This is a genomic window from Stenotrophomonas sp. NLF4-10 (assembly GCF_022359915.1).
GTDB classification, from domain to species: Bacteria; Pseudomonadota; Gammaproteobacteria; order Xanthomonadales; family Xanthomonadaceae; genus Stenotrophomonas; species Stenotrophomonas daejeonensis.
Map to the genome: position 1 here is coordinate 1,863,058 of NZ_JAKSEE010000003.1, position 21,386 is coordinate 1,884,443.

The following is a 21,386-nucleotide window of genomic DNA, read 5'->3' on the forward strand; positions in this document are numbered from 1 at the left end:
TCCCGGCCATGCCGGAGGCGTGGATCTCACTGGAGCGTGATCCGCTTGCGGTTGTCCGTCGAGACGCGGTCGATCAGCTTGTTGTAGGGGTCGAAGCCGGCTTCGTCCGGGCGGCCATCGACGGTCACGGTGAGTTCGGGCGCGGCACCGGTGATGTGGTGGCGTTGCAGGTACAGCACCTTCTCGTCGCGCTCCTTGCCCGAGGGCCCCTTGGCGAACACGCCGACCTCGATCCAGTCGTCCAGCACGCCGGGCGTTTCCTTGCCGATCCCGTCCGCGTAGCGCTTGTCGGCGTGCAGCTTCAGGGTCACGTCGTAGCGACCGTCGGCGCGCTGCTTCGCGGTCGCCTCGACCACGCGGTTGTCGTAGAAGCTGATCTTCTCGAACAGGTCGGTGATCAGCGCCTGCTGCTCGGGCTTGGCCTCGGCGCGGATGAAGTCCAGCAGCTCGGCCGAGGTGGTGTACGGCGGCTGCTGGAAGGCCTTGGCCTGCAGGAAGCGGCTCAATGCCCGGTTCAATGCTTCCTCGCCCATTTCCTCGCGCAGCCGGTAGAACACCACCGAGCCCTTGCGGTAGTGGATGTACTGCTGGTTTTCCACGCGATACAGCGGCAGTTCCTCCACGTCCTCGCCGCCACGCCCGGACAGGTAGCTGTCCAGCTCGTCCTTGAGGAACTGGCGCATGTGGCCGCGGCCGTATTCCTTCTCCATCACCATCAGCGCCGCATACTGCGACAGCGACTCGGACAGCACGGTCGCGCCCTGCACGTTGGCGCCGATCACCTGGTGCGCCCACCACTGGTGCGCGACCTCGTGCGCGGTCACGTAGAACACGTAGTCGATGTTGTCCTTGTCGCGCAGGTCGGCGATGAAGCCGATGGATTCGGAGTAGGGGATGGTGTTGGCGAAGCTCTGCGCGAACGACTGGTAGCCCGGGAATTCGATGATGCGCACCTGGCGGTGCTGGTACGGGCTGAAGTTCGCTTCGTAGTAGGCCAGCGATTTCTGCACGCCCTCGATCATCCGGTCCACGTTGTACGGGTGCTTGGGGTCGTAGTAGACCTCGATCGGGATGTCCTTGTACGCCGCCTTCTTCACCGCCCAGCGTGCCGACAGGTAGGCGTAGAAGTTGAGCATGGGCCGGTCCATGGCGTAGTCGAAGCAGCGGCGGCCATCGCGGCTGTATTCTTTCTGCAGGTAGCCCGGGGCCAGCGCGATATGGTCCGGTGCGGTGCAGATGGTGGTGCGGAAATCCAGCCAGTCCGCGTCGTTGGAGATGTAGGTGTTGGCACGCGCGGCCTCGTCCTCCAGCTTCGGCATGCGCGTGGGTTCGCCCAGGTCGCGCTTGCGGCGTTCGTTGCGGTCGCTGATCTCCACCCCGGTGTCATAGCCGAACGCCGGCAGCACGCGGCTGTTGAAGAAGCTGCCGTTGCCGACGATGCGGCTCTGTGCCTGGTCGGCGGTGATGCCGGTGGGGTGGATGTCCACGGTGAAGGTGACGTCGCGTTCCTCGCCCGGCTGCATCGGCGCATCCAGCGTGTAGATGCGGTAGCCGAGTTCCTCGTCGTGCGTGGTCAGCCTGGCGCCACCCAGTTCGATGCTGGCCAGCGTGCGGTCGTCGCCCATCGCCACGTGGATGGCCGGGATCGCGGCGGCATGGGTGTTGCGCACGCGGTAGCGGCCGTCGATGCGGACCGTCTGGGTTTCCGGATGCAGGTCGACGGTGTTGTCGACGGCGATGATGCGCGGCTGCGGCAGATCCTTGTACTTGCGGTACTCGCGCTCGTAGCGGGCCTGGCGGTCCAGCATCTGGTCCGGCGAGACGAACTCGTTGCGGATGTTGGTGCTCCAGTACAGCCAGGCGCCGCAGGCGGCGAAGGCCACGACCGAGGCGGCCAGCGCCACGCCCAGCCGGCCGCGCAGCCGCTGGCGGCCCAGCTTCAGGCGCTGGCGCAGGCCCGAATCGACGCCACGCACCCACAACGCGGCGCAGACCAGCAGCAGCGCCAGCAGGAACAGCGTCCAGTAACCCTGGAACGCCAGCTGCCCGGCCAGGAAGTGGCCGTAGCCGTTCATGTCCGAATACGGGGCGATCGGCCAGCTGCCGAAGTTGTACAGGTTCTGGGTGTAGTCGAGCATGCCCAGCACCGACTGCCCGATCAGCAGCAGGACCAGCAATGCATAGCCGAGGAACTTGTTGTTGCTCAGCACCTGCAGCACCAGCGCCATGCCGCCCATCAGGATGTACACCACCGAGTCCAGCGCCAGCGTCTTGAGGTACAGCAGCGGCTCGATCCGGGTGTAGCCCTTGCCCAGTTGGATGGCCACGGCGGTGAGCCCGCCCACGGCCTGGAACGCAGCGACCACGGTGACCAGGGTCAGGAACTTGCCCAGCAGCGGCACCCAGTTGGGCACCGGCATGGCATCGCTGATGCCGGCCATGCGCGCGCTGCGTTCGCGCCAGACCAGCTCGCCGGCGTAGAACAGCACGATGATGATCAACAGAAAGCTGTAGCTCTGCTGCAGGGCCTCCAGCATCTGCGAGGTCACCGGCCAGCTGGGCGTGCCGTACATGGTCTTGCGGAACAGCGCGCTGGGGATGAAGTTGGCCATGCCCAGCACCAGCAGCACCAGGAACGGCGCGCTGCGGAACACGCCGAAGGCATCGAAGCGCACCTGCCGCAGCAGCTGCTTCCAGCCGGTCGCGGCGTTGAACGCCGGCGTCACCATCGGCGCGGTGACCGCCTGGCGCTTCCCATCGGTGGTGGCGACGCTGGCGATCTTCCTGCCGCGCCTGCGCCCGGTGCCGCTGCGCTCGGTGCGGAACAGGGCGAAGGTGGCGGCGAACAGCGCGCCGGTCACGGCCAGCCACAGCAGGCGGTTCTCCAGCAGGTAGCCGGTGAAGGCGGGCAGGCCGCTGTTGCGTTCTTCGGCAGACCAGTAGCGCATCGCCTGCGCCATCGCACGGATGCCCAGCGGGTCGAGCAGCGAGGACAGGTGCAGGTTGTCGATGTCGGCCAGGATCGCGCGGCTGACGCCGTACAGCACGAAGAACACGATGACGCCGATGTATACCCACAGGATGTTGCGGGTGGTCACCGCCAGCACCGCCAGCAGCGCGGTGGTGAACAGCACGTTCGGCAGCACCATGCACACGAACGACCAGAAATAGGGCTGCAGCGACACCGGGCCGAGGCGGGCGGCGTCGATCCACGGCATGAACTGGGCGATGAACAGGCCGATGGCGATGATGGCGTACATCAGCAGGCTGGCCAGCAGCGCCGCGCCCAGCCGGCCCAGCAGGTAGTCGCGGCGCCTGATCGGGCTGGAGAACACCAGCTCGGCGGTACCCAGCTCGAAGTCGCGCAGCAGTGCATTGCTGACGAACAGCGTGACCACCAGCAGGCCGAGCAGGGTGAAGGAGGTCATGAAGGTGGCGATCACCGACGGCGCATTGCGGTGCACGTTGCCGATGCCGCCGCCGATCTGGATGGCGTCGCTGGAAGCGGCGCCGAAGGCGATCAGCGCGAACAGCGCCGCCAGCAGCCACAGCAGCGGGGAGCGTAGCTGCTCGCGCAGCTCGAAACGGAGGAAGGCGAAGGTCATGGGCCGGCTCCGTCAGGCGGCCTGCGCCTGCAGGCGCAGGCGCTGGAAATAGACGTCCTCCAGGCCCGGCTCCACCGGCGCGAAGCCTTCCTCCGGCTGCGAGGGGCTGAACACGTGGATCACCGGGTGGCCGCCGACCAGCCGCGTGGACAGCACGGTGAAACGCGCTTCGTAGTCGGCCAGCGCGCCCTTGCCCACCTGCTTGCGCCACACCTGCGCCTGCAACGCGGCGATGGCCTCGGCCGGGCGCCCGCTCAGCAGCACCTGCCCCTTGTTCATGATCGCCATGTTCGGGCACAGGTCGGTGACGTCCTCGACGATGTGGGTGGACAGGATCACCGCCACGTTCTCGCCGATCTCCGCCAGCAGGTTGAGGAAGCGGTTGCGTTCCTCAGGGTCGAGGCCGGCGGTGGGTTCGTCGACGATCACCAGCTGCGGGTTGCCGAGCAGCGCCTGGGCGATGCCGAAGCGCTGGCGCATGCCGCCGGAATAGGTACCGAGCTTGCGCTTGCGCGCGTCCCACAGGTTCACCTGTTGCAGCAGGCCCTCGACGACCTCCTTGCGCTGCCTGCGCGCGGTCAGGCCCTTGAGCACGGCGAAGTGGTCGAGCAGGTCCAGCGCGCTCACCTTCGGGTAGACACCGAAATCCTGTGGCAGGTAGCCGAGCCGGCGGCGCAGCGCGTCCTTGTCACGGAGGACGTCGATGCCGGCGCCGTCGGCGGTGGTCAGCGTCGCGCTGCCGGCGTCGGCTTCCTGCAGCGTGGCCAGCGTGCGCATCAGCGAGGACTTGCCGGCGCCATTGGGGCCGAGCAGGCCGAACATGCCGCGCGGAATGTCCAGGTCGACGTTCTTCAGTGCGTGCACGCCGTTGGCGTAGGTTTTGGACAGACCACGGATCTGCAGCATGGACGGATACCTCCCCGGAAGATGGGCCATCTTTCCGGCATCGGCCACGATCGTGCAATGCGCCGGAAGTCATCGGGACCAGGGACATGCCGGTGGCGGCGATGCGACCGGGGAGGACTCAGCCGGCTTCGTACAGTTCCAGCGGCAGCCCGTCCGGGTCGGCGAAGAAGGTGAAGCGGCGGCGGGTATGTTCGTCCACCCGCACCGGTTCGCAGGCCACGCCCTCGGCGTGCAGGTGGGTGATGGCCGCGTCCAGCGCGGCGACGCGGAAGGCAAGGTGGCGCAGGCCGCGGGCCTCCGGGCGGCTGGGGCGTGGCGGCGGGTCGGGGAAGGAGAACAGCTCCAGCTGCCCGCCATCGGGCAGGCGCAGGTCCAGCTTCCACGACTGGCGCTGCGCGCGGAAGTTCTCGGCGAGCACTTCCAGCCCGAGGATGCGGGTGTAGAAATCCTTCGCGCGCGGATAGTCCGAGACGATCAGCGCGACGTGGTGGATGCCGTCCAGCAGCTTCATCGTTCCGGGTCCAGCCAGCGTTTGGCGATGGCCAGCGCCAGCGGGTAGGGCTCCGGGTCGTTGCGGTTGCTCAGCACGATCACCGTCAGCTTCCGCTTCGGGTAGCGCACGATCACGTTGCGGAAGCCGATGCTCTCGCCGCTGTGCCACAGCATGTCGCCGTTGATGCGCCAGCCGAAGCCGTAGTGCGGCACGTCCGGCTCCGGCGTCGCCGTGGCCGGGCTGGACGCCAGCCGCAGCGACGCGCGGCGCAGCAGGCGTTCGTCGTACAGCGCCGCATCCCACCTGGCGAGGTCGTCGAGGGAGGAATAGATGCCGCCGTCGCCGAGCACGGCGCTGGTGGTGCTCTGGTCGGTGCGCTGCCAGTGGCCATCGATTTCGCTGTAGCCGTAGGCGCGTTCGGGTACCTCGTCCACGCCGTCCTGGTGGGCGAAGGTGGCGTGCATGCCCAGCGGCAGGAAGATGCGCTGGCGCAGGAAGCTGGCGAAGTCGCTGCCCGAGGCCTTGCCGACCACCAGCGCCAGCAGCGCGTAGCCGCTGTTGCTGTAGCGGTAGTCGCTGCCCGGTGCGAAGTAGGTGCGGTTCTCCTGCTCCAGCAGGTGCAGCACGTCGATGTCGTGTACCTGCCGGGTATCGGCCGGATCCATCAGGTCTTCGTAATCGAGCAGGCCGCTGGTATGGCTGAGCAGGTGCCGCAGGGTCATCGCATCGGCCACCGCCGGCAGGCCGGGCAGCCACTTCTTCAGCGGGTCGTCGATGGACAGCCTGCCGTCCTCGGCCAGCAACAGGATCGCCGCGGCGGTGAACTGCTTGCTCACCGAGGCCAGGCGGAAGTTGGTGGCGGGCGTGACCGGCGTGCCGTCCTCGACCACGGCCAGCCCGTAGCCGCGCCGGAATACCGGTTGCCCGTCCTTCAGCACCAGTACCGCGGCGCCGGGGACCTGCCCGTCGTAGCGCTGCATCAGGCCGTCGATGCCGGGGTCCGGCGGCGTGGGCGCGGCGGCGCCGGCCGCGCTGGCGAACGCGAGCAGGCACAACGGGGCGAATCGGGATTTCCACCGGCACATGGCGCTTCCTCCTGCGGGGTCAGGTCTTCTTGCTTGCGATCCAGCGGTCGATCTTGGCTTCCAGGATGTCCAGCGGCATCGAGCCGTCCTTCAGCACCTCGGCGTGGAACTCGCGCGGGTCGAAGCGTTCGCCCAGCTCGGCCTGCGCCTTCTCGCGCAGCAGCCGGATCTTGATCTCGCCGACGCGCCAGGCCAGCGTCTGCCCCGGCTGGGCCATGAAGCGCTCGACCTCGGCGGTGGCGTCGGCGGCGGAAATGTCGGCGTTGCCGACCATGTAGTCGATGGCCTGTCTGCGGCTCCAGCCGGCGGCGTTGACGCCGGTGTCGGCGACCAGCCGCACGGTGCGCAGCAGGGTGGTCTGCAGGTAGCCGAGGTGATCGTAGGGATCGGCGTACAGGCCCATCTGCTCGCCCAGCGATTCGGCATACAGCCCCCAGCCCTCGATGAAGGCGACGTCGCCGCCGAGCCGGCGGAAGCGCGGCAGCGTCGCCAGTTCCTGTTGCAGGCCCAGTTGCAGGTGGTGGCCGGGGATGGCTTCGTGCAGGTACTGCAGCGGCACTGCCCAGCGCTTGCGCGTGGGCAGGTCGGCGGTGTTGACGTAGAGCACGCCGGGTTGCTGGCCGTCCGCGCTCGGTGGCTGGTAACTGGCGGCACTGCTGGTCAGGGCGCGCCCGGGTTCGACCGGCCGGATTTCCAGCGTGGCCCTGGGTTGGAGCTCGAACAGGCCGGGCAGGGCCGCCTCCACCTGCCGGCCGACCTCGGCATAGCGCGCCAGCAGCGCGGCGTCGTCCTTGAAGGTGAACTGGCGGTCGTTGCGCATCGCGTTGAGTGTCTTGCGCATCGAGCCGCGGATGCGCGCTTCCTTCATCGTCGCGGTGATGCGCTTCTGCAGGCGCTGCACTTCCTGCGTGCCCAGTTCGTGGATTTCCGCCGGCGTGCGCGCCGGCGTGGTCAGGCTGGCGACGCTGTGCGCGTACCACGCCTGGCCGTCGGGCAGTGCGCCGAGCCCGTCGCTGTCGCGGGTGGCCGGCAGGTACTGGGTGGCGATGAAGCCGCGCAGCGAGCGGTAGGCCGGCATCAGCCGGTATTCGATCATCCGCTTGTACTCGGCGCCCAGCCGCGCCTTGTCCTCGTCGGAGAAATCCTCCGGCAGGTTGCGGATCGGCGCCCAGAAGATGCTTTCCTCGGCGGTCGGCTTGATTACCGCGTCCAGCTGCGGCAGCACCTTTTCCATCAGCGCGCGCGGCTGCACCACGCCGGCGGCCATGCCTTCGCGCATGTTGGCGATGGCCTGCTCGAACAGCGGCGGCACCCCCAGCGAGCGCCGCGACCAGTTCTCGTAGTCCCTGACCGTGTTGAACGGCTGCGCGCCGGTACCCGAGCCGAGCACGGCGATGATGCTGGCCAGGTTGTAGTACTGGTTGATCGGCAGCATCCACGACGGGTACTGCTCGGCGGCCAGCGAGATGCGCGCGTCGCGCACGAATATCTCGTAGCTGAGCAGGTCCTGGCCCTGCAGGCCGTCGCTGCCCACCGCCTCGACCTTGCCCAGCCATTCGACCATGAACTCGTGCGCCTGCTGGCGCGAGGCGGCCGACAGGAAGTTGGGCAACTGGTCGTTGAAGCGCGCGTCGCCCTGGAAGGTGGCCTGCAGCGGGTTCAGCCGCATCGAGGCGTCCCAGTATTCGTCGTAGATGCGGTTGAGCTGCGCCGCCTTGTCCTGCTTGAGCGGCAGCGGCGCCGGGCGGCTGGCCGCGCGCGGTTGCGCCGTGCGCTGGGTTTTCTTCTTCGCGGCCTCGGCAGGAGCGATGGCCGAGACCATCAGGGCCGTGGCAATGGCGAGCGCAAGCAGGCGTAGCGGGCTGGAGGACATCGAGGATTCCGGAAACGCACAAGCCGGGGAGAGTGCCCGATTACGCCGGGGACGACCAGCGTTGCACCCACCCCGTTCAGCGCTCTCCGGCGCGGGTGAACGGCACGCTGTCCGGCGCCACCGCGCCACCGGAGATGATGAAGCTCATCGCCTGGTCCACCGTCCAGTCGGTGGGGGTGAGCAGCTCCACCGGCACGATTTCCAGGTAGCCCGAGGTCGGGTTGGGGGTGGTCGGCACGTACACCGCGGCCAGCTCGCGGCCGGTGCCGTGCTCGCGGATGACGCGGGTGACCAGCCCCACCGACTTCATGTCGCGGTGCGGGAAGTCGATCAGCACCACGCGCTGGGTGCTGCCGGGCTGGGTCTGCAGGATGTCCAGCAGCTTCTTGGCGCTGTCGTAGATGACGCTGGCCAGCGGGATGCGGCGGATCACCGCGCCGAACCAGCGCAGCAGGCGCTGGCCGATCATCCGGCGGCTGAGCACGCCCACCAGCAGGATCACCAGCAGCGTGGCCAGCAGCGCGATGGTGGCCTGCATCCATTCGACCTTGATCCAGCCCAGCGAATCCGGGAACGAGGCGGCGACCCGCTCGGACAACGGCACCACCAGCGGGCTGCTGATGCCCGACAGCAGCACGAACACGAACTTGATGACCACCCAGGTCAGCCAGATCGGAAGCAGGGTCAGCAGGCCGGTCAGGAACAGGCGTTGCAGCGAAGGCCGGGACGCGGCAGGGGTATCGGGCGACATGGGCGGATTGTAGCGGTGCAGCATGGCGCCACACAGGCCGGCCGGGTGCCGGCGTGTTGGCGGCATCCGCTGCGTTGGCTATCGTTCATCGCTCGATTGCGCCAGATGGACGGCTCCGGAATGCGGGACACCATGAAACATCAGGGAAGCAGGGCGGTGGGAAAGGCGTTGTTGCGGGTGGCCGGGGGATTGGCGGGTTTGCTGTTGGTGGCAGCGGTGGTGCTGCTGGCCTCGTGGCTGTGGCCGGTGCCGGCGGTGCAGAAGCGCGCGCTGGCTGCATTGGAGGCGCCGCAGGAGCGTCCCGGCAGCAATGCCTACGCCACGCTGGCGCTGCTGGGCGTGGAGGGGCTGACACCGGAGCAGCGGCAGGCGCGGGTCGATGCGCATGCCCGGGCGTTCGAGCGGTGGTATGTCGCCGAATACGTCCCTCGTTTCAACGCCATCAGCATGGGCACGATGGATGAAGAGGCGGTGGCATTGCCGCCGCCCCTGCTGGCCGCAGGCGAAGCCCCGCCTGTCGCCAGCCCGGTACTGTGCAGTTTCGGCCAGGCCGCCGAGTGCCTGGGGCGGGTGCGCCGGCAACCGCAGGCCGTGGCCTCGGCCTTGGTCCCGCAGGCCGCCGTGTTGGCGCAGATGGACGAAATGGCGGCGCATGGCCATTACCATTCGCCGCTGACGCAGGGCGAAATGACGCCGTGGCCGGCGATGGGTCCCCTGCAAGTGCCGTTGAGCGCGCATGCGTTGGCCCACGTGCAGGGCGACAGCCCGCGCGCACTGGCCGGGCTGTGCCGTGACGCCGGCAGCGGCCGCATGTTGATGGCGCATGGCGACAACCTGCTGGCGACGATGGTGGGCAGCGCCATGCTGGTGGCGAATGAAGCGCTATTCGCGGCGGTGCTGGCCGAACTGCCGCTGGATGCGCCGTTGCCGGCGGCCTGCGCCACGGCTTTTGCGCCGCTGTCGCCCGACGAGGCCGGCACCTGCAATGGCATGCGTGGCGAGTTCGCGATGCAGCGTGGCCTGGCCACGCTGATGGACAGGAAGATCCAGGACACCCAGCGTCTGGGGGTGCTGTTCTACAGCGGCAGGAAGACCCTCGCGCGTACTGCCGAGACGCTGGGCGATGCCTGCCTGCCGGAGGCGCGGCAGGCCATTGCCGAGGATCGCCGGTTGCCCGCACCGCCTGCCCGGGTCCTGGCGTGGTGGCGGCCGGAATGCCTGGTCAACTCCATCGGCTGCATCCTGGGCAACATCGCCGCTCCCGCCTACGGCGGATACGCCAACCGGCAGCAGGACACCGCGGCGCAGGTGCGCCTGTTGGGTGCCGTGTTGTGGCTGCGCGAGCATGCGGCGCGGGATGCGGCCACGCCCTTGGCCGAACGGCTGGACGGCCTGCCGGCCGAACTGCGCAGCGCGCACCGGCCGATCACCGTGTCCGCCGACGGCACCGCGCTGGAAACCCCGTCCTACACCCGGCGGGACGACATGGAGATGCTGCGGGTGCCATTGCCGCAGGCCATGCTCGCCCGCTGATGCCCCCGTCGCTTACGGTTCCTGCTTCGGGTTCGCGCGCGCTTCCGGCTTGAGCCGCACGTAGACCTGCTTGCGCACGCGGGCGACCACCTCGCCCTGCGCATCGAGGATGTCGTTCTCGAACCAGCGCAGGTATTTCTCGCCGCTGGCGGTGGCGGCGCGGACTTCGTCGAGCAGGGCGTCGTCGAGCCGGAACTCGGTGGCGACCACGCCCTTGCCCGGCTTGACGAACTCGATGTCGCCGGCCTTGTCCCATACGTAATAGTCGCGCCCGAGGTTGTGCAGCAGGCACAGCATCCAGAACGGGTCGGTCATGGCGAACAGGCTGCCGCCGAAATGGGTGCCCACGTAGTTCATGTTCCACGGCCGCTGCCGCAGCTCGACGCGCACGTGGCGGTAGTCGGGGCGGATGGCGGTGACGTGGATGCCGGCCATCAGGAACGGTGGCCACAGGTTGATGCCGTGGCGGAAGGTGCTGGCTTTCATCGGCGAGGCAGGCGGAAGGATGGAGCGAAGCTTAGCATTCGCCTCCGTATGGTATGGCCGGTCCGGTCTGCGCGGGCGCGCAGCGATAGCCGTCCCGGCCAGCCTTCTTGGCCTCGTACAGGGCGGCATCGGCCGCTTCGTACAGTTGCGAAGGCGTGCTGTCCGGGGCCGGCACGCGGGTGCATACCCCGGCGCTGATGCTGGCCCGGGCCAACTGGCCGTGGTCGGCGGGGATGCCCATGCGGCGCACCTGCATGAGCAGCTCTTCGAGCAGGCGCACGGCGCCTGCCTGCGGCGTGTCCGGCAGGACCAAGGCGAATTCGTCGCCGCCGAAGCGTGCGGCCAGGTCGCGCGGGCGCCGCGCCAGGCTGTCGAGCGTGCGCGCCAGCTGCCGCAGCAACTGGTCGCCGGTGAGGTGGCCGTAGGTGTCGTTGCAGTGCTTGAAGTGGTCCAGGTCGACCAGCACCAGGCTCAGGGGACGGCCGCTGCGGCGGGCAGCGTCGTGTTCCTGTTGCAGCGTCCGCTCGAAGCGCATGCGGTTGCCCAGGCCGGTGAGCGGGTCGCGGCTGGCCAGCCGGCGCCAGTAGCGCAGCTGCCAGACGCCCGAGGCCAGCAGCAGGGCGGCGATGCCGACCAGGGCCGCGACCGGCGCGAACCACAACTGGAAGCCGCGCAGCAGCACCACGCCGAGCAGCAGCGGGGCCGGAAGCGCGAGCAGGGCCACCAGCCACTGCGGCAGCGGCAGGGCCAGCAGCAGCGCGCACAGCAGGACCAGCAGGACGACGAGGCCGGCCTGCAGGTCCGGCTGCAGTGGCAGCAATGCATGGCCGCCGAGCAGCATCGAGGCGACGTTGGCCTGGTATTCGCTGCCGCTCATCCAGTGTTCGTTCGAGGTGGGCGTGAGCAGCCGCGGGGCAATGCCGCTGGCGGTCATGCCGACGATCACCCACCGCCCGCGCAGCAGTTGCGGCGGCACCTTGCCCTCCAGCACGTCGATGTAGGACAGCTGCGGGAAGGTGCCGGGCGGGCCGGCGAAGCGCAGGCGCACGTAGTTGTTGCGGCGCCACTGGTACGGCGAGGGTGTGGCGGCGTCCGGGTCGGACAGGCCGGGCAGGGGCCCGCCGGTGTCGGCCAGTGCCAGCCCCAGCGCCGGCCAGTAGGCCGAGCCGACGCCGGCCTTCAGGTACAGGCCGCGGGCGATGCCGTCGCCGTCGATCTCGATGTCGGTATGGGCCAGGGTCGCGGCGGCCTCGGCGATGGCCGGCACCGGCAACAGTTCCACCGGCACCGCCTCGTCGCCGGTGGTGGCCGCCAGCACCGGCAGCACCACCTTGCCGCTGCGCGCGATGGCCGCGGCCAGTTCGCGGTCCTGCCGCGCGTCCTTGCGGTCCGGCTCGGGGAACAGCAGGTCGAGCGCGATGCGGTGGACGCCGGCCTGTTCCAACTGCTCGATCAGGCGGGCGTGGGTGCTGCGCGGCCACGGCCATTGCCCGAGCTGCTGCAGGCTGCGCTCGTCGATGGCGACGATGGCGAGGCGGGCGTCGGGCGGGTAGTCCCAGCCGCCGACCAGCCGGTCGTAGACGCCCTCGTCCGCCTGCCAGAACAGCCGGGCATGGCTGGCCCAGCCGCTCAACGCGGCGAGCACGGTGGCGAACAGCAGCCAGCGGTAACCGCGGCGGAGGTGGCGCGCCTTCACAGCGCCAGCAGCAACAGCGCGGCGGCGCCGGCGCCGTAGCAGAGCCTGCACGGCAGTTGCAGTTGCTGGACCGGCGAATAGGGGCCGGCATAGCCGTCGTCATCGATGTAGCGCACGCGCATGAACAGCGTGCCGCCGCGCCACGGCTGCTTCAGGCTGACCTCGGGAGCAGCCAGCTCTTGGTCCAACAGGGGCTGGCTGAAGTCGTCGCGGCGGTCGATCTGCACGTGGTAGCGCTGGCCGGGCAGGCCGGCCTGCCAGCGCAGGGTCAGTTGGCCGCGCGCGCTCTGCGGGGATTGCCATTGCGGGTCCACCGGGGTGTCGCTGATGTGCAGCGGCAGGGGCTGGCCGTACGCGCCGGTGCGGCCCTGCGCATCGCGCGAGGCCACGCGCCAGTAGTAGTCGCCGGCTGGCAGGTCGGTGGCCGCGCGCAGGCGGTTGCCGGTGCCGGCCTGCTCCAGCAGCGGCTGCCGGAACTGCGGCTCGCGCGCGACCTGCAGCACGCTGCCGCTGGCGCCGGGGACCACGGCCCATTCGAAGCGGGGGCGGGCCTGCTGCAGGTGTTGCCCGTGCAGCGGCCACAGGGTGACCGGCGGCGGCAGGGTATCGGCCACTTCGAAATCGTGTTCGGCGTCATGGCCTTCGATGCCCTCGGCGGTGACCGCGCGCACCAGCAGGCGCAACCGGCCGGGCGGCAGGGCGTCGATCTGCACCCGCGGCTCGTCGACGTTGCGGGCGAACAGCAGGATTTCCGGGGTGTCGGCGCGCACCACCTCCACCCGGTAGCCGCCGCTGGCCTCGGGCAGCGCCTGCCAATCGGCGAGCAGCGGCAGCGGTTCCACGCGCAGGGTGGCCGGCTCCAGGCGCGGTGCGGGGGGCAGTGCCTGCATGGGCAGGTCGCGCCCGGCGGTGCTGGCCGCGGCCTGGCCGGCGGCGACCAGCCGCTGGCCGCGCGGGTTGCCCACCTGCACCCGGCCCTGGACGACCTCGGTGGCCGCGGCAGGGCCGTCGCCACCGGCGCTGACCCGGAACACGGTGCCGCGCACGCTGCTGGTGGCGGTGGGGGCGGTGATGATGTAGCGCGAGGCCGGCCCGCGCGCCGGCGTCACCCGGTTGCTGCTGCGCCCGCGCTGCAGGCGCAGCCGGGTGTCGGCCATGCCGGTGGCGCCGTAGCTGCTGAGCTGGTCCAGGCGCAGCTGCGAGTTCTCGCGCAGTTGCAGGTGCGAATCGTCGGCGAAGGCCAGGGTGATGCTGGCATCGCTGCCGGTGCTGACCTCGCTGCCGATCTGCAATTGCATGCCCTGCCGCGCGGGCTGGCCGTGGCCGTTGCCATCGACGACCTGCACCGGCCCGCGCACGGCCAGCACCCGGGCCGGCGCCGGTTCCACCCGCAGCCAGGCGATGGGGAAGCGCAGCACCTGCCCGGTGGGCAGCCGGTAGGGGTCGGCGACGACGTTGTACGACTGCAGTTCCTGCCAGGAAATGCTCGGTTTCAGGTAACGCGTGCCCAAATCCCACAGGGTGTCGCCGGGGCGGGCGTGGTAGGTCCAGTCCTGGGCCGCGGCGCTGCCGGCGCAGGCCAGCGACAGCGCGGCCAGCACGATCCGCAACAAGGTGGTCAGGCGCAGTGCGCGCGGGGTGGGCAAGCTCACGGGTACCGGGGTCCTGGCAGGCGTGGGGCGGCGGCGCCTCGGGTCACCATGACGGTTGCGGCGCGTCCATCGAAATGACGGACGTCACATTATGCCGGGCCCGGCGGGGCGGGCCCAATGGTGGGTGCAGCGGTGGCGCAGCCCGGGTGGGGTCAGAACAGCAGCGATGCCATGCGGCGGCGGTAGCGGCCGACCAGGTCCTCGTCCTCGATGACGCGGAAGGCGTCGATCAGGGCCTTGCGCGGCAGCCCGTCGCCGAAGTTGCGGTCGCTGCGCAGCATCTCGATGAACTGCTCCAGCGCGGCCTCGTCCTCGCCGCCCAGCAGGTGGTGGATGCCGAGCAGGTGGCGGGCCTCCAGGTCGTTGCCGTCGGCCTGTACCCGCGCGGCCAGCGCATCGGCGGCCGGGGCGCCTTGCAGGGCGTTGCCGAAGTCCAGCCGCGCGCGGGCACGGATGGCGCGGTCGTCGGTGGACAGATTGGCCGGCAGCGCGTCCAGCAGCGGGCCGGCCTCGGCGGTGGCGCCGGTCTTGATCAGGGCCAGCGCCAGGTCGAGCTTGAGCTCGTCCTTGTCCGGCTCGGCGGCGATGGCCTTGCGCAAGGCGGCGACCTGGGCCTGCGGGTCCAGCGGCACCGGTTCGGCCTCGGCGGCGTCGGCGGGCGCCTCCAGCGGGGTGACGCCGTGCTGGGCGAGGAACTCGCGCAACTGGCCTTCCGGCAGCGCGCCGGGGAAGCCATCGACGATCTGCCCGCCCTTGACCAGGAACACGGTCGGCACCGAGCGGATCTGGAACGCGGCGGCGATCTGCTGCTCCTTGTCCACGTCGACCTTGGCCAGCTCGAACGCGCCGTGGTACTCGCCGGCCAGCTTCTCCAGGAGCGGCCCCAGGGTCTTGCACGGCCCGCACCAGGTCGCCCAGAAGTCCACCAGCACCGGGGTTTCCAGCGATTTCTGCAGGACCTCGGTCTCGAAGGTCTCGGTGGTGGCGTCGAAGACGTGGGGCAGGTCGGACATGGGGCAGGCTCGCAGGAAGAAGTCAGGGCCAAGATGGTGGCGGGGGCGATGCTTCTCAAGCCGGCGGGGAGGTGCGCGCGGACACGACAGTCGCGACAATGCCGGGTTCTGGACTGCAATGGATGACCACGGCGTGGCGATGAACTTCAGGGGCGTGGTGCGCTGGTCGGGATTGGCGGCGGCGCTGGCATGGCTGGCGGCAGTGGTCGGGTTCGGTGCGCGCCTCCCCGACTACGACCAGATGCGGCACCCGGTGGCGTTGCTCGGTGCGCACGGCGTGCCCGGGGCCATGCCGTTCAACCTGCTCGGCTTCATGCTGCCGGGCGTGCTGGCCGTGGTGACGGTGTCGGGGCTGGCGCGGCGCCTGCCTCCCGGGGCCGGTTGGCCGTTGCGGCTCGGCGTGCAGATGCAGATGGTCGCGGCGCTCGCCTTCATCGGCATGGGGCTGCTGCCACTGGATGCCGGCGACGTGGACGGCCCGGCCAGCGGGCTGCATGCCAGCATGTGGATGCTGTGGGCACTGGCGTTCATGCTCGGCGCGATGCTGCTGTCGTGGGGGCGGCAACCGGGATGGCGGCGCGTCGCCATCCCCGGGTGGCTGGTGGGCATGCTGGTGTTCGTCCTGGGTTTCGTGCTGGGCGGCCCGCTCGCGCAGCGCCTGTTGTTCCTGCTGTGGGGGCTGTGGTTGGCGCTGTTGCCGGTCGGGCGGGGCAAGTAGGAGACGGGCGTCGGACGCGGTCCCCGGCACCCGGCGAGGCAATGGGCCGGCCGGCCCGGAACCGGGGCAGGTGGAGACGCCTGCTGCACTGCGGTACCCTTTGCGGCTTTGCCGTCGCCCAGCCTCAGCCATGCCCAGCGTCGAGAACACCGCTTACGACCCCCAGCAGGTCGAAACCGCCGCCCAGCAGTACTGGGACGCCACCCGTGCCTTCGAGGTCGACGAGACCTCGGACAAGCCCAAGTACTACTGCCTGTCGATGCTGCCGTACCCGTCCGGGGCGCTGCACATGGGTCACGTGCGCAACTACACCATCGGCGACGTCATCAGCCGCTACAAGCGCATGACCGGGCACAACGTGCTGCAGCCGATGGGCTGGGATGCCTTCGGCCTGCCGGCCGAGAACGCGGCGATCAAGAACAACACCGCGCCGGCCAAGTGGACCTACGCCAACATCGACCACATGCGCAGCCAGCTCAAGTCGCTGGGCTACGCCATCGACTGGTCGCGCGAATTCGCCACCTGCACGCCCGAGTACTACGTGCACGAGCAGCGCATGTTCACCCGGCTGATGCGCAAGGGCCTGGCCTACCGCCGCAACGCGGTGGTGAACTGGGACCCGGTGGACCAGACCGTGCTGGCCAACGAGCAGGTCATCGACGGCCGCGGCTGGCGCTCCGGCGCGCTGGTGGAGAAGCGCGAGATCCCGCAGTGGTTCCTGCGCATCACCGACTACGCGCAGGAACTGCTGGACGGGCTGGACGAACTGGACGGCTGGCCGGATTCGGTCAAGACCATGCAGCGCAACTGGATCGGCCGTTCGGAAGGACTGGAGATCCAGTTCGACGTGCGCGACGCCGACGGCGCCGCGCTGGACCCGCTGCGCGTGTTCACCACCCGCCCGGACACGGTGATGGGCGTGAGCTTCGTCTCCATCGCCGGCGAACACCCGCTGGCGCAGCATGCGGCGAAGAACAACCCGGCGCTGGCCGAGCTGCTGGCCGAGCTGAAGCAGGGCGGCGTCTCCGAGGCCGAGCTGGAGACCCAGGAAAAGCGCGGCATGGACACCGGCCTGAAGGCCATCCACCCGATCAGCGGCGAGCAGGTGCCGATCTGGGTCGCCAACTTCGTGCTGATGGGCTACGGCACCGGTGCGGTGATGGCGGTGCCCGGCCACGACCAGCGCGATTTCGAATTTGCCACCAAGTACGGCCTGCCGAAGAAGCAGGTCATCGCGCTGAAGCACCCGAAGAACGACGACGAGCGCACTTACGACCCGGACCGCTGGCAGGACTGGTATGGCGACAAGAGCCGCGAGATCGAGCTGGTCAACTCGGCCGAATTCGACGGGCTGGATTTCCAGGGTGCGTTCGAGGCATTGGCCGAGCGTTTCGAGCGCAAGGCCCAGGGCCAGCGCCGCGTGAACTACCGCCTGCGCGACTGGGGCGTGAGCCGCCAGCGCTACTGGGGCTGTCCGATCCCGGTGATCTACTGCGGCCAGTGCGGCGCGGTGCCGGTGCCGGAAGAGCAGTTGCCGGTGCTGCTGCCGGAGGACGTGCAGTTCACCGGCACCGGTTCGCCGATCAAGGCCGACCCGGAATGGCGCAAGTGCGCCTGCCCCGAATGCGGCGCCGATGCCGAGCGCGAGACCGACACCTTCGACACCTTCATGGAGTCGAGCTGGTACTACGCCCGCTACACCTCGCCGGGCGCGCGCGAGGCGGTGGACAAGCGCGGCAACTACTGGCTGCCGGTGGACCAGTACATCGGCGGCATCGAGCACGCCATCCTGCACCTGATGTACTTCCGTTTCTTCCACAAGCTGCTGCGCGACGCACGCATGGTGGACAGCAACGAGCCGGCGAAGAACCTGCTGTGCCAGGGCATGGTGATCGCCGAGACCTTCTACCGCCAGAACGCCGACGGCTCGAAGGACTGGTTCAACCCGGCCGACGTGGACGTGGTGCGCGACGAGCGCGGTCGCATCACCGGCGCCACCCTGCGCGGTGACGGCCAGCCGGTGGTGATCGGCGGCACCGAGAAGATGTCCAAGTCCAAGAACAACGGCGTCGATCCGCAGGCGATGGTCGCCAAGTACGGCGCCGACACCGTGCGCCTGTTCTCGATGTTCGCCGCGCCGCCGGAGCAGTCGCTGGAGTGGAACGAGGCCGGCGTCGACGGCATGGCGCGCTTCCTGCGCCGGCTGTGGGCGATGGTGCAGAAGCACGCCGCCGAGGGCAGCGCCCCGGCGCTGGACGTGGCGGCATTGAGCGCCGAGCAGAAGGCGATCCGCCGCAAGACCCACGAGACCATCGGCAAGGTCGGCGACGACTACGGCCGCCGCCATGCCTTCAACACCGCCATCGCCGCGGTGATGGAACTGCTGAACGTGCTGGCCAAGTTCGACGACGCCGGCGCGCAGGGCCGAGCGGTGCGGCAGGAAGCACTGCAGGCCGCGGTGTTGCTGCTGAACCCGATCACCCCGCATGCCTGCCATGCGATGTGGCAGTTGCTGGGCCACGGCGAGACGCTGCTGGAGGACCAGCCGTTCCCGCAGGTGGACGCATCGGCGCTGGTGCGCGACGCGTTGACGCTGGCGGTGCAGGTCAACGGCAAGCTGCGCGGCACCATCGAGGTCGCCGCCGACGCGGCGCGCGAGCAGATCGAGGCATTGGCCCAGGCCGAGCCGAACACGGCCAAGTTCCTCGAAGGGCTGGCCATCCGCAAGGTCATCATCGTGCCGGGCAAGATCGTGAATATTGTTGCGGGGTGATTGGCTTTTCTCCTTCTCCCTGCGGGAGAAGGTGCCCGAAGGGCGGATGAGGGGCGAACGGAGTCCGTGATGGTCGACCATCCGTACTCCGTTCGCCCCGTGCCCCGGCCCACGCCAGCGGCGTGGGTGCTCCAAGGCACGCGCGCCAGTGGCGCGCAAGCCGTGCCCTCCCGCCCCGGTGGGAGGGGACTTAAAAGCTCACGCTGCCAGGTAGGTCGGGGCTACGCCCCCGACGGCATGGTCCATTCGGCGAAGAACCTTCCTTGGCATTGAACGCCGCGCTGGTTTCATCCCCACTCACGCGCGATGCGCGATGATGCCGGCCGATTCCTGTTGCCGCTCCCGGCCGGCTCCGCCAGACTTGTGTCCATGACCCGATACCTGATTGCCCTGTTCCTTGCCGCCGGTTTGTCCGGCTGCGGCTTCCACCTGCGCAACAAGCTCACGCTGCCCGACGACGTGCCCGCGGTCAAAGTGGAATCCTCGGTGCGCTACAGCGAGCTGGTGAAGCTGCTCAACCGCGGGTTGCGGACCTCGGGCGCCACGGTCGTCGAAGCGGACGAGGCGCTGCAGGGGGATGATGGCAAGGCGATGGGCGTGGCCAGGCTGAAGATCCGCTCCGAGCGCTGGGGCGACCTGCCCATCGCCATCGACGCGCGTGGCCGTGCCCAGGAATACAGCCTGCGTTACGCGGTGATCTTCACCTTCCTGCGCCCGGACGGCAGCGTGCTGGTACCCGAGCAGGCCATCGAGATGTCGCGCGACTACGTCTCGCAGCCGACCGACGCCACCGGCACCACCACCGAGCGCGAGATCCTCGCCGACGAGCTGCGCCGCGAAATGTCGGCCTCGATCCTGCGCCGCATCGACAGCGTGGCCCGTGCCGAAATCCAGCAGGGGCGTTCGCTGGATGGCGCCGCTACGGATGTCGATGACGACGATGCCGGCGGCAGCGATATCGATGGCAACGATGCGGACTGAGCCGGCAGCCTCGCCGCGGGCTTGCGGGCGCGGGCGCTGAACCTATGGAGCTTCGTCCGGAACAGCTTGCCACCCAGGCCGCTTCGCAGCCGCTGGCGCCGGTCTACCTGATCGCCGGGCCGGAACTGCTGCGGGTCATCGAGGCGGCCGACGCGGTGCGCGCCAAGGCACGCGCCGAAGGCATCGGCGAGCGCGAGGTGTTCGACGCCGATGGCCGCGATTTCGACTGGGGGCAGCTGTCCTCCAGCTTCAACGCCCCCAGCCTGTTCAGCTCGCGCCGGCTGATCGAACTGCGCCTGCCGAGCGGCAAGCCGGGCAAGGAGGGTGCGGAGGTCATCAGCGGGTTCTGCGCGCAGCCGCCGGCCGACGTGGTGCTGCTGGTCACCGCCGGCGAATGGAGCAAGTCGCACCACGGCAAGTGGGCCGATGCGGTCAACCGCACCGGCGTGCTGTCGGTGGCGTGGGCGATCAAGCCGCACGAACTGGGCGACTGGATCGAGCGCCGCCTGCGCGGCAAGGGCGTGCGCGCCGAGCCGGCGGCGGTGCAGCGGCTGAGCGAGCGGGTCGAAGGCAACCTGTTGGCCGCTGCGCAGGAGATCGACAAACTGGTATTGCTCGCCGATGGCGAGGTGCTGGACATGGCGAAGATGGAGGAACTGGTCGCCAACGCCGCGCGCTACGACGTGTTCCGGCTGGTCGAGGCCGCGTTCTCCGGGCAGCCGCAGGCGGTCGTGCGCATGCTGGCCGGCCTGCGCGGCGAAGGCGAGGCGGTGGCTGCGTTGACCCCCATCCTGATCCGCGAACTGCTGCTGACCGCGGGGCTGGCAAGGGTGCAGGCCACCGGCGGCAACCTCGGCGCGGAAATGAAAGCCCGCGGCATCTGGGAATCGCGGCAGGCGCCGTTCAAGCGCGCCTTGCAGCGGCACCCGGCCCCGCAGCGCTGGGAGCGCTTCGCCGCCGAGGCCTCGCAGGTGGACCGCATGGCCAAGGGCCGCGCCGCCGGTGATCCGTGGCTGGCGCTGGAACGCCTGCTGCTGGCGCTGGCGGAGGCGCAGGCGGTGCGCCTGCTGGCGCGTGGCACCCGCTGACGTGGCCGCCGGTTCCGCTCCAGGGCCGGCGCTGCTGCTGTTCTACGGCGGCACTTTCGACCCCATCCACAATGGCCACCTCGCCATCGCCCGCCATGCGCGCGACGAACTGGCGGTGCCGGTGCGGCTGATGCCCGCCGCCGATCCGCCGCATCGCCCGCCACCCGGCGCCGATGCCGCACAGCGCACGCGCATGCTGGAACTGGCGATCGCGGGCGAGCCGGGTTTGCAGGTCGATACCCGCGAACTGCAACGCGCCGCGCGCCAGCCGGGCGTGCCGTCATGGAGCGTGGACACGCTGCGCGAAATCCGCGCCGAAACCGGCGCCGCGCAGCCGCTGGCCCTGCTGATGGGTGCCGACAGCCTGCTTGGCCTGCCGACCTGGCACGAATGGGAACACCTGCTCGACCTGGCCCATATCGTGGTGGCCGATCGCCCCGGCAGCGTGCTGGAAACGGCGATGCCGGCGGTGCTCGAACGGCGCCTGCAGGGCGCCTGGGCCGATGCCCCGGCCTGCCTGCGCGAACGCGCCGCCGGCCGGGTCTGGCGCCTGCGGCAGCCATTGCAGGCCGAATCGGCCACCGCCGTGCGCCGGTTGATCGCCAGTGGCGGTGACTGGCAGCAACTGCTGCCGGCGGCGGTGGCCGGGTATGTCGCCGCCCACGGCCTGTACGGCTGCGGCGCCACGACGTGAATGCCGGCGATGCCCGGTTTCCCTATAATCGCCCCCTTC

The 21,386-nt window shown here is 69.7% G+C and carries 16 protein-coding genes; 6 read left to right on the forward strand and 10 right to left on the reverse strand.

From position 1 onward, the window contains the following. Positions 1-26: 26 nt before the first annotated feature. The 6 genes from MIC98_RS08750 to MIC98_RS08775 all read right to left on the reverse strand — a co-directional run bounded on the left by MIC98_RS08750 (position 27) and on the right by MIC98_RS08775 (position 8,713). Positions 27-3,605, reverse strand: a complete 3,579-nt coding sequence (locus MIC98_RS08750) for a M1 family aminopeptidase (RefSeq protein WP_239736879.1) — start codon at positions 3,603-3,605, stop codon at positions 27-29. 12 nt (positions 3,606-3,617) lie between these two features. Beyond that, positions 3,618-4,511, reverse strand: a complete 894-nt coding sequence (locus tag MIC98_RS08755; protein ID WP_239736880.1) for an ABC transporter ATP-binding protein — start codon at positions 4,509-4,511, stop codon at positions 3,618-3,620. A gap of 118 nt (positions 4,512-4,629) precedes the next feature. Next, positions 4,630-5,022: a VOC family protein gene (locus MIC98_RS08760; protein WP_239736881.1), complete on the reverse strand. Its 393-nt coding sequence runs from the start codon at positions 5,020-5,022 to the stop codon at positions 4,630-4,632. Beyond that, on the reverse strand, positions 5,019-6,089 hold the full coding sequence (locus tag MIC98_RS08765) for a serine hydrolase domain-containing protein (protein WP_239736882.1): 1,071 nt from the start codon (positions 6,087-6,089) through the stop codon (positions 5,019-5,021). The genes MIC98_RS08760 and MIC98_RS08765 overlap by 4 nt, the downstream gene beginning before the upstream one ends. 19 nt (positions 6,090-6,108) lie before the next feature. Further along, on the reverse strand, positions 6,109-7,962 hold the full coding sequence (locus tag MIC98_RS08770) for a DUF885 family protein (RefSeq protein WP_239736883.1): 1,854 nt from the start codon (positions 7,960-7,962) through the stop codon (positions 6,109-6,111). Positions 7,963-8,038: 76 nt separating this feature from the next. Further along, positions 8,039-8,713 carry a DUF502 domain-containing protein gene (locus tag MIC98_RS08775; protein ID WP_239736884.1) on the reverse strand — a complete coding sequence of 225 codons (675 nt, stop codon included), beginning with the start codon at positions 8,711-8,713 and terminating at the stop codon, positions 8,039-8,041. Between the two features lie 198 nt (positions 8,714-8,911). Between MIC98_RS08775 and MIC98_RS08780 the strand changes: the two genes are divergently transcribed. Beyond that, positions 8,912-10,246 carry a hypothetical protein gene (locus tag MIC98_RS08780; RefSeq protein ID WP_239736885.1) on the forward strand — a complete coding sequence of 445 codons (1,335 nt, stop codon included), beginning with the start codon at positions 8,912-8,914 and terminating at the stop codon, positions 10,244-10,246. A gap of 12 nt (positions 10,247-10,258) precedes the next feature. Here MIC98_RS08780 and MIC98_RS08785 read toward each other — a convergent pair whose 3' ends face one another. From MIC98_RS08785 to trxA, 4 genes are all read right to left on the reverse strand, one after another. Next, a complete protein-coding gene (locus tag MIC98_RS08785) occupies positions 10,259-10,732 on the reverse strand; it encodes a DUF4442 domain-containing protein (protein WP_239736886.1) in 474 nt (157 codons plus the stop codon). Between the two features lie 31 nt (positions 10,733-10,763). After that, a complete protein-coding gene (locus MIC98_RS08790; protein ID WP_239736887.1) occupies positions 10,764-12,428 on the reverse strand; it encodes a CHASE2 domain-containing protein in 1,665 nt (554 codons plus the stop codon). Continuing rightward, positions 12,425-14,080 (reverse strand): FecR domain-containing protein, encoded by a 1,656-nt coding sequence (locus MIC98_RS08795; protein WP_239736888.1) that lies wholly within the window; start codon positions 14,078-14,080, stop codon positions 12,425-12,427. Before MIC98_RS08795 ends, MIC98_RS08790 begins: the two co-directional genes overlap by 4 nt. A 152-nt stretch (positions 14,081-14,232) precedes the next feature. Continuing rightward, positions 14,233-15,093, reverse strand: coding sequence for a thioredoxin (trxA, locus tag MIC98_RS08800; protein WP_239736889.1), 861 nt, complete (start codon positions 15,091-15,093; stop codon positions 14,233-14,235). A gap of 118 nt (positions 15,094-15,211) precedes the next feature. Between trxA and MIC98_RS08805 the strand changes: the two genes are divergently transcribed. The 5 genes from MIC98_RS08805 (at position 15,212) to nadD (ending at position 21,347) form a co-directional block, all read left to right on the forward strand. After that, entirely contained in the window at positions 15,212-15,811 is a 600-nt protein-coding gene (locus tag MIC98_RS08805; protein WP_239736890.1) for a DUF998 domain-containing protein, read from the forward strand. Positions 15,812-15,941: 130 nt separating this feature from the next. Next, entirely contained in the window at positions 15,942-18,584 is a 2,643-nt protein-coding gene (gene leuS / locus MIC98_RS08810) for a leucine--tRNA ligase (protein ID WP_239736891.1), read from the forward strand. A 369-nt stretch (positions 18,585-18,953) separates the two neighbouring features. Continuing rightward, positions 18,954-19,565 carry an LPS assembly lipoprotein LptE gene (gene lptE / locus MIC98_RS08815; protein WP_239736892.1) on the forward strand — a complete coding sequence of 204 codons (612 nt, stop codon included), beginning with the start codon at positions 18,954-18,956 and terminating at the stop codon, positions 19,563-19,565. Positions 19,566-19,609: 44 nt separating this feature from the next. Further along, positions 19,610-20,653 (forward strand): DNA polymerase III subunit delta, encoded by a 1,044-nt coding sequence (gene holA, locus MIC98_RS08820; protein WP_239736893.1) that lies wholly within the window; start codon positions 19,610-19,612, stop codon positions 20,651-20,653. Then, positions 20,640-21,347: a nicotinate-nucleotide adenylyltransferase gene (nadD, locus tag MIC98_RS08825; protein WP_239736894.1), complete on the forward strand. Its 708-nt coding sequence runs from the start codon at positions 20,640-20,642 to the stop codon at positions 21,345-21,347. Before holA ends, nadD begins: the two co-directional genes overlap by 14 nt. Positions 21,348-21,386: the final 39 nt, after the last annotated feature.